This is a genomic window from Thauera sp. (genome assembly GCF_034003485.1).
GTDB lineage: Bacteria > Pseudomonadota > Gammaproteobacteria > Burkholderiales > Rhodocyclaceae > Thauera.
This window is the reverse complement of the sequence record NZ_JAVEYL010000005.1, coordinates 15,728-28,821: the sequence shown is the minus strand read 5'-3', so window position 1 is coordinate 28,821 and position 13,094 is coordinate 15,728. Positions and strand designations below refer to the sequence as shown.

The 13,094-nt window shown below is 66.4% G+C and carries 10 protein-coding genes; 3 read left to right on the top strand and 7 right to left on the bottom strand.

Going from position 1 to position 13,094, the window contains the following annotated elements; all coding sequences use genetic code 11:
- Positions 1-98: 98 nt before the first annotated feature.
- Positions 99-467, bottom strand: a complete 369-nt coding sequence (locus tag RBT54_RS03770) for a nucleotide pyrophosphohydrolase (RefSeq protein ID WP_320364254.1) — start codon at positions 465-467, stop codon at positions 99-101.
- The gene (locus RBT54_RS03765) at positions 464-1,309 is read right to left on the bottom strand and encodes a 23S rRNA (adenine(2030)-N(6))-methyltransferase RlmJ (RefSeq protein WP_320364252.1); all 846 of its coding nucleotides are present in this window, start codon (positions 1,307-1,309) and stop codon (positions 464-466) included. Before RBT54_RS03765 ends, RBT54_RS03770 begins: the two co-directional genes overlap by 4 nt.
- 176 nt (positions 1,310-1,485) lie before the next feature.
- Between RBT54_RS03765 and RBT54_RS03760 the strand changes: the two genes are divergently transcribed.
- The 3 genes from RBT54_RS03760 to RBT54_RS03750 all read left to right on the top strand — a co-directional run bounded on the left by RBT54_RS03760 (position 1,486) and on the right by RBT54_RS03750 (position 3,459).
- Entirely contained in the window at positions 1,486-2,040 is a 555-nt protein-coding gene (locus RBT54_RS03760; protein WP_320364249.1) for a gamma carbonic anhydrase family protein, read from the top strand.
- Complete coding sequence (locus tag RBT54_RS03755) at positions 2,040-2,738, top strand: SIMPL domain-containing protein (RefSeq protein ID WP_320364247.1); 699 nt, start codon at positions 2,040-2,042, stop codon at positions 2,736-2,738. Before RBT54_RS03760 ends, RBT54_RS03755 begins: the two co-directional genes overlap by 1 nt.
- 118 nt (positions 2,739-2,856) lie before the next feature.
- Positions 2,857-3,459 carry a C40 family peptidase gene (locus RBT54_RS03750; protein ID WP_413788420.1) on the top strand — a complete coding sequence of 201 codons (603 nt, stop codon included), beginning with the start codon at positions 2,857-2,859 and terminating at the stop codon, positions 3,457-3,459.
- A 66-nt stretch (positions 3,460-3,525) separates the two neighbouring features.
- Here RBT54_RS03750 and ftsB read toward each other — a convergent pair whose 3' ends face one another.
- The 5 genes from ftsB to RBT54_RS03725 form a co-directional block, all read right to left on the bottom strand.
- The gene (gene ftsB / locus RBT54_RS03745) at positions 3,526-3,798 is read right to left on the bottom strand and encodes a cell division protein FtsB (RefSeq protein ID WP_320364243.1); all 273 of its coding nucleotides are present in this window, start codon (positions 3,796-3,798) and stop codon (positions 3,526-3,528) included.
- 219 nt (positions 3,799-4,017) lie between these two features.
- Entirely contained in the window at positions 4,018-5,301 is a 1,284-nt protein-coding gene (gene eno / locus RBT54_RS03740) for a phosphopyruvate hydratase (protein WP_320364241.1), read from the bottom strand.
- A 175-nt stretch (positions 5,302-5,476) separates the two neighbouring features.
- A complete protein-coding gene (gene kdsA, locus RBT54_RS03735; RefSeq protein ID WP_320364239.1) occupies positions 5,477-6,316 on the bottom strand; it encodes a 3-deoxy-8-phosphooctulonate synthase in 840 nt (279 codons plus the stop codon).
- On the bottom strand, positions 6,313-7,965 hold the full coding sequence (locus tag RBT54_RS03730; RefSeq protein ID WP_320364237.1) for a CTP synthase: 1,653 nt from the start codon (positions 7,963-7,965) through the stop codon (positions 6,313-6,315). Before RBT54_RS03730 ends, kdsA begins: the two co-directional genes overlap by 4 nt.
- Positions 7,966-8,214: 249 nt before the next feature.
- Positions 8,215-13,032 carry an NAD-glutamate dehydrogenase gene (locus RBT54_RS03725; protein WP_320364235.1) on the bottom strand — a complete coding sequence of 1,606 codons (4,818 nt, stop codon included), beginning with the start codon at positions 13,030-13,032 and terminating at the stop codon, positions 8,215-8,217.
- Between the last annotated feature and the right edge of the window lie 62 nt (positions 13,033-13,094).

Genomic DNA, 13,094 nt, shown 5'->3' with positions numbered 1-13,094 from the left:
GATGGGGATCCGATGGATACGAAAGACGATATTGTTTCAGAAAAATTGCACTCGCCCAAACTGGACGCGCGCCGTAGCGAAAAAAACCTGCTTCGGCATCACAACCGGTCGTGCTTGACCGCTCGCCCGCGGGCCTGCTCGATCGGATAGCGCTGCGCGTTGATCCCCATCTTGCGCCGCGCAGCCTCGGCCAGGTCGATCTCGAGCACGTCGCCAAGGCGCACGAGGTAGAGCAGCACGTCGGCCATCTCCAGTGCGACCTCTTCGCGCACCGGCGGCGAGAGCGCAGCGGACTCCTCGGCCGTCAGCCACTGGAAGTGCTCGATCAGCTCGCCGGCTTCGCCGGACAGGGCCATCGCGAGGTTCTTGGGCGTGTGAAAGCGCTCCCACTCGCGCTCTGCGGCAAAGTGGCGCATGGCGTCACGCAACTCGGTCAGCGCATCGGGTGGCATCGGCGCGGCGCTCATTCGATGTGATGCTCCAGGTCGAAGCCCGCGCCCTCGTCCAGCGCAAGACGTTCGGCCAGCCAGGGCAGCGCCGGCTCGAGCCGCTGCGGGAGCACCCAAGGCGGATTGATCACGTACAGGCCGCTGCCGAACATCCCGAAGCCGTCGCGCGGCGGCTTGCGCACCGCCAGCCGCACATCGAGCCAGCTCTCGGCCCCGAGCTGCGCGAGGCGCTCGGGCAGCGCACGCGCCTCGGGACGTGACAGCATCGGGTACCACACGGCAAAGGTGCCGGTGGGGAAGCGGCGCATGGCGTCGCGCACCGTATCGACGACGCGGCGGTAGTCTTCCTTGACCTCGTAGGGCGGATCGATGAGGACCACGGCGCGGCGCGAAGGTGGCGGCAGCAGCCCCTTGAGCGCCGCAAAGCCGTCACCGCGGCGCACCTGCACGCGCTCCTGCTCGCTCTCGAACGTGCGCTGCAGGGAATCGAAATCGGCAGGATGCAGCTCGAACAGGCGCAAACGGTCCTGCGGTCGCGCGCGCGTCATCGCCAGTGCCGGCGAGCCGGGATAGAACAGCAGGCGGCCATGCGGGTTGAACTGGCCGACGGCGTCGAGGTAGCTCGCCACCGCGGGCGGCAGGTCATCGCGCGCCCACAGCCGCCCGATGCCATCGACCGACTCGGCCGTCTTGTCGGCCTGCTCGCTGTCGAGCGCATAGCAGCCGCCGCCCGCATGCGTGTCGACGTAGTACCAGGGCTTATCCTTGCGATTGAAGTAGTCGAGCAGCTCGAGCACCACGAGGTGCTTGAGGACGTCGGCGTGATTGCCGGCATGGAAGGCGTGGCGGTAGCTGAGCATGTAGGTTTTCCGGTAGCGGCCGGCATCCTAGCACCCCCTGCCGCAGCACAAAACCCTTGCCGGATCAGCTACATTGCACACCGCACGAGAGTTTTCATGCTGCACTGCAGTTGTTATGATGCGCGCCCCGACTGCCGCGGGCTTCCGGCGAGAGACATACAACAGCGAGAACAAGCATGAGCATCTATGCCCTTGGCGACCGTCGGCCGAGTTTCGGCGAAGGCAGCTGGATCGCCCACAACGCCACGATCGTCGGATCGGTGCGGGCCGGGCGCAACGTCAGCGTCTGGTACAACGTGGTGATGCGCGGCGACAACGACCCGATCACCATCGGTGACGACACCAACATCCAGGACGGCTCGGTGCTGCACAACGACGACGGCGTGCCGCTCGTCATCGGCAAGGGCGTCACCATCGGCCACATGGCGATGCTGCACGGCTGCACCATCGGCGATGGCAGCCTGATCGGCATCAATGCGGTCATCCTGAACAAGGCCGTGATCGGCAAGGAATGCATCATCGGCGCCAATGCGCTGATTCCGGAAGGCAAGGTGATTCCGGAACGCTCGCTGGTCGTCGGCTCGCCCGGGCGCGTGATCCGCACGCTGACCGACAACGAGATCGAGCACCTGAAGTGGAATGCACAGCACTACGTCGACAACGCCCGTCTCTACGAGCGCGACCTGTGTGCGCTCGAGCCGTCGAGCGTCATCGGGACGAAGGAAGCCTGATGCGCCGCGCCCTTGCCCTTCTGTCGGCCGCGGCGGTGCTTGCTGCGACACCGCTGCACGCCGCCGAACCGATTGCGCCCGCGCAGGCGACCACGGTCGAACTGTCGGCTGCGGCGAGCCAGTCAGCCCCGAATGATCTCGCCACCGCCGTGCTCTATGTCGAGCGTAACGGCCCCAACCCGGCTGCGGTGGCACGCGAGGTCAATCGCGACATCGCCGCCGCGCTCGAGACCGCCCGCACACGTACGGACGTGAAGGTGCAATCAGGCAACACGGCGACCTGGCCGGTTTACGCGCAGGACGGCAAGGGCCGCATCACGGCGTGGCGCATGCGCTCCGAGATCCAGCTCGAAAGCAGGAACCTGGCGGCCATGTCCGAACTGGTCGGCGAACTCCAGTCCAGCCTTGCCCTCGCCCAGATCTCGATGCAGCCGGCCCCGGAAACGCGGCGCAAGGCCGTCGACGAGGCGACGGTCGATGCCCTGCGCGCCTTCGAGCAGCGCGCGGCGCTGATCGCCGGCGCCCTCGGCAAGAAGCATCGCATCGCCCACCTGGCGGTCGGCGACAGTGGGTTCCAGCCACCGATGCCACGCATGCGCGCCGCCGCAATGAGCGCGGAAGTCGCCTCGGCGCCGCTCGAAGGCGGCGAGAGCGAGGTCTCGGTGCATGTGAGCGGACGCATCGAGCTGCTCGACTGAACACCCGGCGCCGCGCACGCGTACAGCACGCCGCGTCCGCTGCGCGCAATTCACGCTTGTTCCTGCCGCCCGGGGTAGACCGGGAGGCCGTCGCGGGCTTATCTTTGCAGCCATGAAGATGACGCTCCGATCGAAGCAGGGTACCCATCGTGGCGAAGCCGGCGCCGCACACCGAGCAGCAGCCGGGAAACCTGGGCGGGTGATGCTCGTCGGTGGCGCGCTTGTGCTGGCGCTGCTCGCCGGCTGCAGTTCGACGCCAGTCGCCCCGCAGCCGTCGGTGCGCCCTGCCGCACCGTCGAGCCCGGTCTCAGGACCGTACATCGCGCTCGATCACGAGTCGCAGACACAGGAGATGGTGCTGTTCGCGCTCGGCCTGCTCGACACCGGTTATCGGTTCGGCGGCCGCAACCCGGACGCGGGCCTCGACTGCAGCGGCATGGTGGCCTATATCGTCGAGAACATCAGCAGCAGCCGGCTACCGCACAACGCCGCGCAGATTGCCGACCGCACCCGTCCGATCGACGTCAGCGAACTACGTCCGGGTGACCTCGTGTTCTTCAACACGATGAAGCGTCGCCATTCGCATATGGGCATCTACATCGGCGATGGCCGCTTCGTGCACGCACCGAACAGCCGCGGCAGGGTGCGCGTGGAGCGCCTCGACAACCGTTATTTCGCTCAGCGCATCGACGGTGCGCGCACGCTGCTTGCCCGCAATTGACGACACCTGGAACGGACGAGCGCAGGCGATCGGCTTGACTGATCGGCGAGACCGACGGCCGGTGAATCAACGGCTCGGAATCTGGACGTAGATCTCGCCGGGTTTGGTGAGGCCGAGTTCGAAGCGCGCACGCTCCTCGATCGCCTCATTGCCGGACTTCAGGTCGTTGACCTCGGCCTCGAGGCTTGCGTTGCGCTGCTCCAGGCGAAGATTCTGCTCGCGCTGGGCCTGCAACTGGCGATCGACTTCCCACACGCGCAGCCACCCCCCCTTGCCGAGCCAGAGCGGGTACTGCAGCACGGTGACCAGTGCGATCAGGATCAGAATCGGCCAGCGCATCAGAAGGACAGGGACTCAATTGTTGGTGGCAGTGAATCTGGCCGTGATTTTTCGACGGTCGCCAAGCGACTTTCGCGGGCAAGCCCGCTCCCACAGGGCCGAGGGTCACAGCTACTGAGGTCACAGTGGCTGGGGTCACAACGGGCTGGGGTCACAAGGGACATGGACCACAAAAAGGCCGGCGGGGGTGGCCGCCGGCCTTCCTGATCAGCCCTTGCTTCAGCGCAGGTTATAGAACGCGCGCTTGCCCGGATAGAAGGCCGTATCGCCCAGGTCTTCCTCGATGCGCAGCAACTGGTTGTACTTCGAGATGCGGTCAGAACGGCTCAGCGAGCCGGTCTTGATCTGCATCGCGCGCAGGCCCACGGCGATGTCGGCAATGGTCGAGTCGTCGGTCTCGCCCGATCGGTGCGAGATCACTGCTGTATAGCCGGCGAGCTTGGCCATCTCGACCGCGGCGAAGGTCTCGGTCAGCGTGCCGATCTGGTTGATCTTGATCAGAATCGAGTTTGCCACACCCTGCTCGATGCCCTGCGCGAGGATCTTCGTGTTGGTGACGAAGAGGTCGTCGCCCACCAGCTGCACGCGCTTGCCCAGGCGATCGGTCAGGATCTTCCAGCCGTCCCAGTCGCCCTCGGCCATGGCGTCCTCGATCGACACGATCGGGAACTTGTCGCACAGGGTCTCGAGGTAGTCGGTGAAGCCCTCGGCACTCAGCGACAGGCCTTCGCCCTTGAGTTCGTACTTGCCGTCCTTGTAGAACTCGCTGGCGGCGCAGTCGAGCGCAAACAGCACGTCCTCGCCCGGCACGTAGCCAGCGGCGACGATGGCCTCCTGGATCAGATTGAGCGCTTCTTCGGTGCCCGAGACGTTGGGAGCGAAGCCGCCTTCGTCGCCGACGGTGGTGGGGTAGCCCTTGGCGTCGACGATCTTCTTCAGGTGCTGGAAGATCTCGGCGCCGCAGCGCAGGGCCTCGCGGAAGCTGCCCATGCTCACCGGCATGATCATGCATTCCTGGATGTCGAGGCTGTTGTTGGCGTGCTCGCCGCCGTTGATGACGTTCATCATCGGCACCGGCATCACCATCGGGCTGGAACCGCCGAAATAGCGGTACAGCGGCAGGCCAGCCTCTTCGGCAGCGGCCTTGGCCACGGCCATCGACACCGCCAGCATGGCGTTGGCGCCCAGGCGCGACTTGTTATCGGTGCCGTCGAGCTCGATCAGGGTGCGGTCGATGAAGGCCTGCTCCTCGGCATCGAGGCCGATGATCGCTTCGGCGATCTCGGTGTTCACGTTCTCGACCGCACGCAGCACGCCCTTGCCGAGGAAGCGCGACTTGTCACCGTCACGCAATTCGATCGCCTCGCGCGAACCGGTCGACGCGCCCGAAGGCACGGCCGCGCGGCCCATCACCCCGGATTCCAGCAGCACGTCGGCTTCGACGGTGGGGTTACCGCGGGAATCGAGAATCTCGCGGGCGATCACATCAACGATTGCACTCATGTCTTGTCCTGTAGCAGTAGGGGAGGATTCAAATGGAGCGTCCGGAAGCTGGGTTCGTGCCGTGGGAGCGGGCTTGCCGGCGAAAGCGGCGTCCGAGGTCGCGATGTTCGCGGGCAAGCCCGCTCCCACAGCGAGACTGCTCCGCACATTGTTTTAGCGCGCCCACAAACGGTTATCAGAGCGTCGTTTCGAGGAAACCCTGGCGCTTGACCAGGGCGTCGATGTCCTTGAGCGTGGTCAGCAGCGCCTTCATCTTCGACAGCGGCCACGCATTGGGACCATCGGACAGCGCCTTGGCGGGATCGGGGTGGGTTTCCATGAACAGACCGGCCACGCCGACTGCCACCGCGGCGCGCGCCAGCACCGGCACGAACTCGCGCTGGCCGCCCGAGGCCGTGCCCTGCCCGCCGGGCAACTGCACCGAGTGGGTGGCATCGAACACCACCGGGCAGCCGGTGTCGCGCATGATCGCCAACGAGCGCATGTCGGAGACGAGGTTGTTGTAGCCGAAGGACGCCCCGCGCTCGCACACCATGATGGTGTCGGCGCCGCCGTTGGCTTCCTTCGCCTTGTCGGCGACGTTCTTCATGTCGCCGGGGGCGAGGAACTGGCCCTTCTTGATGTTCACCGGCTTGCCGCTGGCGGCCACGGCGTGGATGAAGTCGGTCTGGCGGCACAGGAAGGCGGGCGTCTGCAGCACGTCAACCACCGAGGCCACGAGCGGGATTTCCTCGATCGAGTGCACGTCGGTCAGCACCGGCAGGCCGAGCTGCTTCTTGACTGCTTCGAGCATCTTGAGGCCAGCGTCCATGCCGTGGCCGCGGAAGCTCTTGCCCGAGCTGCGGTTGGCCTTGTCGTAGGAGGCCTTGAAGATGTAAGGGATGCCCAGCTCGGCGCAGATTTCCTTCATCTGGCCCGCGATGTCCAGGCACATCTGTTCGGACTCGGCCACGCAGGGGCCAGAGATCAGGAAGACGGGCTTGTCGAGACCGACGTCGAAACCGCAGAGGTTCATGCTTCGCTCCTTGAGGCCGCAGCCTGCTTGTGCGCGATCGCCGCCTTCACGTAGGCGGTGAACAGCGGATGGCCCTTGCGCGGGTTGGAGGTGAATTCCGGATGGAACTGGCAGCCGACAAACCACGGATGGACATCGGAAGGCAGCTCGATCATCTCGCACAGGTCAGTGACCGGCGCGCGCCCCGACACGACCAGGCCCTTGCCTTCGAGCTTGGCGAGCAAGGTGTTGTTGACCTCGTAGCGGTGGCGGTGACGCTCCATGACCTCGGGGGCGCCATAGATCGCGCGCGCCAGCGTGCCTTCCTTCAACTGGCAGACCTGGCCGCCCAGGCGCATCGTGCCGCCGAGATCGGACTCCTCGGAGCGCTTCTCGATCTTGCCGCTACGGTCCTTCCACTCGGTGATCAGGCCGATGACCGGGTACGGGGTGTCGCGCTCGAACTCGGTCGAGTGCGCGCCGTCCATCCCGGCGACGTCGCGGGCGAACTCGACGACGGCGAGCTGCATGCCGAGACAGATGCCCAGGTAGGGCACCTTGTTCTCGCGCGCATAGCGGATGGCGGCGATCTTGCCTTCGGTACCGCGCTTGCCGAAGCCGCCCGGCACCAGGATGGCATCCATGGCCTTGAGCACGTCACAGCCGTCGCGCTCGATGTCCTCGGAGTCGATGTAGTGGATCTTGACCTTCGACTCGGTGTGCATGCCAGCGTGATTGAGCGACTCGATCAGCGACTTGTACGACTCGGTGAGATCGACGTACTTGCCGACGAAGCCGATGTCGACCGACTGCTTCGGATTCTCGAGCGCGTGGATCAGTTTCTCCCACACCGACAGATCAGCCGCGCGGGCGAGGATGTCGAGCTTGTGGCAGACGATCTGGTCGAGCATCTGGTCGTGCAGCTGGCCCGGGATCTTGTAGATCGAGTCGGCGTCCAGGCACTCGATGACCGCCTCGGGCATCACGTTGCAGAACAGCGCGATCTTGCGCCGCTCGTCTTCCGGCACCGAGCGATCGGCGCGGCAGAGCAGGATGTCGGGCTGGATGCCGATCTCGCGCAACTCCTTGACCGAGTGCTGGGTCGGCTTGGTCTTGAGCTCGCCGGCGGTCGGGATGTAGGGCAGCAGCGTGAGGTGGATGAAGCAGGTGCCGTGGCGACCTTCCTCGAAGCCCATCTGGCGGATCGCCTCCAGGAAAGGCAGCGATTCGATGTCGCCCACGGTGCCGCCGACCTCGACGATCGCCACGTCGGCGCCTTCCGCGCCACGACGGACGTAGGTCTTGATCTCGTCGGTGATGTGCGGGATGACCTGCACGGTCTTGCCCAGGTACTCGCCGCGGCGCTCCTTCTTCAGCACCGACTCGTAGATCTGGCCGGTGGTGAAGTTGTTGCGTCTACTCATCTTGGCGCTGGTGAAGCGCTCGTAATGGCCGAGGTCGAGGTCGGTTTCCGCACCGTCTTCGGTGACGAAGACCTCACCGTGCTGGAACGGGCTCATGGTGCCCGGATCGACGTTGATGTAAGGGTCCAGCTTGAGGTGCGTGACCTTGATGCCACGGGACTCGAGGATTGCCCCCAAAGAGGCGGCGGCGATGCCTTTGCCCAGGGAGGACACGACACCGCCGGTTACGAAGACGTATTTGGTCATGGGAGATGTGCTGCGGGAAAGCGCGATGATAACCGAAGCGACGGCGCCAAGTCAGCATCGCGGGTACATGCCACGACCGCCCGCCCCCATCAACACATCACGGCCGCAGCCGCATCGCCGGCGCTGGAACACAGTAGGAGCGGGCTTGCCCGCGAACGGGGCCGGCACCGGCGTCCATTCGCGGGCAAGCTCCCACGGAAACATTCGCGGACCAGCCCGCTCCCACCGAAGACCCCGCGTGCAGCCCGCTCAGGCCATGCCTCGCAGCTCCCTCAGCAGCACGGACACCATCGCCAGGTCGATGCTTTGCGCGCCGCGGATCTCGCCAAGCAGGTGCTGGTAGCGCTCGAGGGCGACGGCAGCACGCCTGCGCCAGTCCTCGAGCACGGCATCAAGCTCGCTCCCCGCCGGCGCCAGCCGGATCGCCTCGCCAGCGAGCGTTCTCGCCAACGCCGACAGGTCGCTGCGCAGCGCGCCGCGGGCGAGGTTCTGCCAGCGCGTTTCGGCCGACAGCGCGGAGATCTGGCGACCCAGCCAGTGCAGATCGAGCTCGCCGCCGAGGGCGAAGTACACCTGCGCCACCATCGCCTCGTCCCGCCCGCTCTCGGAAGCAATCTCGACCAGGTCGAGCGCGGAATACAGCTCATCGAGCGCCGCCACCCGCTGCGCCAGCGCCTCGGGCACCCCCCGCTCCACCCGACGCGCGATCGACTCGTCGAGTTCGGCGCGGTAGGCCGGCGCCACGTACTCGGCCAGGCGCGCGGCCAGCGCCGTCACACCCGGCGAGAAGTGCGCCAGCGTCGCCTGCAGGTCGGCCAGCCAGCGCCGATGACGCAGGAACCACAGCGTGCCACGCTGCACCAGCCGGCCGGACTCCATGATCAGCTCGGCCTGCACCGCGTCGTCGATGCGGTTGTCGAGCGCCTCGATATCCCGCCAGAGCCCGACCAGCCCGAAGATCTCGCGCGTCGCCATGTAGGCGCGCACGATGTCCGCCGCAGCGGCGCCGAGTTCGCCCTTGAGCCGATGCACGAAGGTCGGTCCGACGCGGTTGATCATGCTGTTGATGACATGCGTCGAGATGATCTCGCGGCGCAGTGGGTGAGCCTGGATCTGCGCCGAGAACCGCTCGCGCAGCGGCACCGGGAAGTAGCGCTCGAGCGCGGTGCGGATGTAGGGGTCCTCCGGCACGTCGGAGGCCAGCACCTCGTCATAGAGCTCGATCTTGCTGTAGGCCAGCAGCACCGCGAGTTCCGGGTTGGTGAGCCCGATGCGCGCGGCCTTGCGCTCGGCGACCTCCTCGTCCATGGGCAGGAACTCGAGCTTGCGGTTCAGGCGCCCGGCGTGGGCCAGGCGGCGCATGAAATCCGCCTGCTCGTCGAGCAGCGCCACGCCGCGCCCACGGGTCACCGACAGGATCTGCGTCTGCGCGTAGTTGTCGCGCAGCACGAGCGCGGCAACCTCGTCGGTCATATCGGCGAGCAGCTGGTTGCGCTGCTTCATGGTCAGCTCGCCCTCGGCCACCACGCCGCCGAGCAGGATCTTGATGTTGACCTCGTGGTCCGAGCAATCCACCCCACCCGAGTTGTCGATGGCGTCGGTGTTGACCCGCCCGCCCTTGAGCGCGAATTCGATGCGCCCGAGCTGGGTGGCCCCCAGGTTGCCGCCCTCGCCCAGCACCTTGCAGCGCAGCTCGCCGCCATTGACCCGCACCGGGTCATTGGCGCGGTCGCCCACCGCCGCGTCGGTCTCGGATGCGGCCTTGATGTAGGTGCCGATGCCGCCGTTGTAGAGCAGCTCGACCGGCGCGGTGAGGATGGCGCGGATCAGCTCGGTCGGGGCCAGGCGCTCGACCTGGATGTCGAGCGCAGCACGCAGCTCGGGCGACAGGCTGATCGACTTGGCGCTGCGTGGCCACACGCCGCCGCCCTTCGAGATCAGCGCCTTGTCGTAGTCGTCCCAGCTCGAACGCGGCAACGCGAAGAGCCGCGCGCGCTCTTCCCACGAGCGCGCGGGATCGGGATCGGGGTCGATGAAGATGTGACGGTGGTCGAAGGCCGCGATCAGCCGCGTCTGCTTCGACAGCAGCATGCCGTTGCCGAACACGTCGCCCGACATGTCGCCAACGCCGGCGGCGGTGAAGGGCTCTTCCTGGATGTTCTTGCCCATCTCGCGGAAATGGCGCTTGACCGCCTCCCAGGCGCCACGCGCGGTGATCGCCATCTTCTTGTGGTCGTAGCCCACGGAGCCACCGGAGGCGAAGGCGTCGCCGAGCCAGAAGCCGTACTCAGCGGAAACCTCGTTGGCGTAGTCGGAGAAGCTCGCTGTGCCCTTGTCGGCCGCCACCACCAGATACGGATCGTCCTCGTCGTGGCGCACCACGTCGGCCGGCGGCACCACGGCGCCCTGCACCAGGTTGTCGGTGAGGTCGAGCAGGCCACGCAGGAAGTTGCGATAGCAGGCGATGCCTTCGGCGAGCAAGGCCTCGCGCCCGCCTTCCGCAGGCGGGCACTTGACCACGAAGCCGCCCTTCGAGCCCACCGGCACAATCACCGCGTTCTTGACGATCTGCGCCTTCACCAGGCCGAGGATCTCGGTGCGGAAGTCCTCCATGCGGTCGGACCAGCGCAGACCACCGCGCGCCACCTTGCCACCGCGCAGGTGCACACCCTCGAGGCGCGGCGAATACACGAAGATCTCGAACATCGGCAAAGGCTGCGGCAGGTTGGGGATCTTCGCCGGCAAAAGCTTGAACGAGGTATAGGCTTTCGGTGCGCCGTCCTTGCCGCGCTGGAACCAGTTGGTGCGCAGCGTGGCCTGGATCATGGCCAGGAACTGACGCAGGATGCGGTCCTCATCGAGGTTGGCGACGCCGTTGAGTTCGGCTTCGATGCCCGCCATCAGGGCGGCGCACTGCGCCTCGCGCTCACCCGCCAGCGCGGGATCGAAGCGGGTACGGAAGAGTTCGAACAGCGCGCGCGCCAGCTTCGGATAGGCAGCGAGAGTCTGCTCCATGTAGGCCAGGCTGAAGGTGAAAGCCGCCTGGCGCATGTATTTGGCGTAGGCGCGCAGCACGCTCACCTCGCGCCACGACAACCCGGCGAGCAGCACCAGGCGGTTGAAGTCGTCGTTCTCGACCTCACCGCGCCAGGCGCGCAGGAATGCATCCTGGAACAGCGGCCGCACATCGTGGATGTTCAGGTTCTCCGCCCCTGCGTAGTGCAGGCCGAAATCATGCATCCACAGCGTACGCCCGTCCTGGCGCTGGATTTCCGAGGGGCGCTCGTCCATCGCCTTCACGCCCATCTTCTCGAGCATGGGCAGGCTCTGCGACAGGGGCACCGGCGCATCCAGGCGGTACAGGCGCAGATTCAGGCGCCCGGCAGGGGCCTCGAGCGGCACATAGAGGTTGAGCCCGAGCGCCTCGGTGTCGGCCAGCGCCTCCATCTGTTCGATGTCGAACACGGCCATGCGCGGCGAATAGTCCTCGCGGTAGCCCGCCGGAAAGCCGCTGCCGTAGCGCCGCAACAGGGCCAGCCCGCGCTCTTCGCCGAACTGTTCCACCAGCGCCTGCTGCAGCTCGTCTTCCCAGCGCCGCGAGGCACGGATCAGGCGCTGCTCGAGTTCGCGCGTATCGAAGGGCGGGATGATCGAATCCTGCGTGCGCACCGTGATCAGGATGCGGGCGAGCGCCGAGTCGGAGAACTGCACGTCGAACTCGGACGAGGCGCCGTTGAAGGCCTCCATCAGCACGGCCTGCATGCGCTTGCGCTGGTCGGTGTTGTAGTGCTCGCGCGGCACGTAGATGAGGCAGGACACGAAGCGTGCAAAGGGGTCGCAGCGCACGAAAAGCCGCGTGCGCAGGCGCTCGCCCAGGCGCAGGATGCCCATCACGTGGGTGTACAGCTCGTCAGTGCCGATCTGGAACAGCTCGTCGCGCGGATAGCGCTCGATGATGGTCTGCAGTGTCTTGGCCGCATGGCCGCCGGGCGGCAGTCCGGCACGCTCGATGACCGCCGCCACCTTGCGCCGCAACAAGGGAACTTGCGCCGGCGTGGTGCCGTAAGCGGTCGAGGCGAGCAGGCCGATCACCCGCCGCTCGCCGCGCACGCGACCGTCCGCGTCGTAGATCTTGACGCCGAGGAAATCGAGGTAACCCGGGCGGTGCACGGTGGAGCGCGTGTTGGACTTGGTGATGGTCAGCACGCCCGGCACGTGGGCCTGAGCCTTGAGCTGCGGCGGCAGCGCGGCAAAAGAGCGCGACTGCCCGTCCTCGCCTTCCCCGCGCAACAGCCCCAGCCCTGAGCCGGACACGATGCGCAACTCGTTGCCCTCGTCGCTGCTGATGAGCTCGTAATCACGGCAGCCGAGCAGCACGAAGTTGTCCGCCGCCAGCCATTCGAGGAAGGCGCGCGCTTCGGCCCGCTCCTCGGCGTCGACCGTCGCCGGGATGGCGTCGATGTCGGCGATCACTTCGTGCAGCCGTTCGCGCATGCGCGGCCAGTCGGTGACCGCGGCGCGCACGTCGGCAAGCACGTGCTCCAGGCCCTCGCGCAAGGCCTTGATGTCGGCCGGATCGGAGCGCCGATCGACCTCGAGGTGCATCACCGATTCACGACGCGCGTCGTCCTCACCGCGTTCGGCCAACCGCTGCAACTGCCCGCTTTCGTCGCGCACCACGCGCAGGACCGGGTGAATGATGAGGTGAAGGGTGAGCCCCTGGCGGTTGATCTCCATGGTCACCGAGTCGACCAGGAAGGGCATGTCGTCACCGACGATCTCGATCACGGTGTGCGCCGATTCCCAGCCGTGTTCGTCGAGCCGCGGGTTGAACACGCGGACGACGCTGCCGGCAGTACGACGCGCGATGAAATGCCACTGGCTGAGCACGGCGCCGTACAGGTCCGACACCGACAACGACTCGAGATCCTCCGGGTCCACCTGGGCAAAGAATCGCGTTGCGAAGGCGCTGATCGCGTGCGCCTGCTCTGCCGGCAAACGTGCCGCGATCTGTTCCACCACTGCATCCACGTTTGCGGCCAGCCGGCTCTTTTCCCGATTTTCCATCTCTCGCCCCCTGTTGTTGTTCAGGTCACGGCGAGGCGCACGGCAATGCTCCGGCAGTCGAT

What these genes read in the sequence shown, in the direction of transcription:
- RBT54_RS03765 (WP_320364252.1), bottom strand. Translation starts at nt 1,309, where the DNA reads ATGCTCAGCTACCGCCACGCCTTCCATGCCGGCAATCACGCCGACGTC.
- RBT54_RS03725 (WP_320364235.1), bottom strand. Translation starts at nt 13,032, where the DNA reads ATGGAAAATCGGGAAAAGAGCCGGCTGGCCGCAAACGTGGATGCAGTG.
- RBT54_RS03770 (WP_320364254.1), bottom strand. Translation starts at nt 467, where the DNA reads ATGAGCGCCGCGCCGATGCCACCCGATGCGCTGACCGAGTTGCGTGAC.
- kdsA (WP_320364239.1), bottom strand. Translation starts at nt 6,316, where the DNA reads ATGAACCTCTGCGGTTTCGACGTCGGTCTCGACAAGCCCGTCTTCCTG.
- RBT54_RS03750 (WP_413788420.1), top strand. Translation starts at nt 2,857, where the DNA reads ATGACGCTCCGATCGAAGCAGGGTACCCATCGTGGCGAAGCCGGCGCC.
- RBT54_RS03755 (WP_320364247.1), top strand. Translation starts at nt 2,040, where the DNA reads ATGCGCCGCGCCCTTGCCCTTCTGTCGGCCGCGGCGGTGCTTGCTGCG.
- ftsB (WP_320364243.1), bottom strand. Translation starts at nt 3,798, where the DNA reads ATGCGCTGGCCGATTCTGATCCTGATCGCACTGGTCACCGTGCTGCAG.
- eno (WP_320364241.1), bottom strand. Translation starts at nt 5,301, where the DNA reads ATGAGTGCAATCGTTGATGTGATCGCCCGCGAGATTCTCGATTCCCGC.
- RBT54_RS03760 (WP_320364249.1), top strand. Translation starts at nt 1,486, where the DNA reads ATGAGCATCTATGCCCTTGGCGACCGTCGGCCGAGTTTCGGCGAAGGC.
- RBT54_RS03730 (WP_320364237.1), bottom strand. Translation starts at nt 7,965, where the DNA reads ATGACCAAATACGTCTTCGTAACCGGCGGTGTCGTGTCCTCCCTGGGC.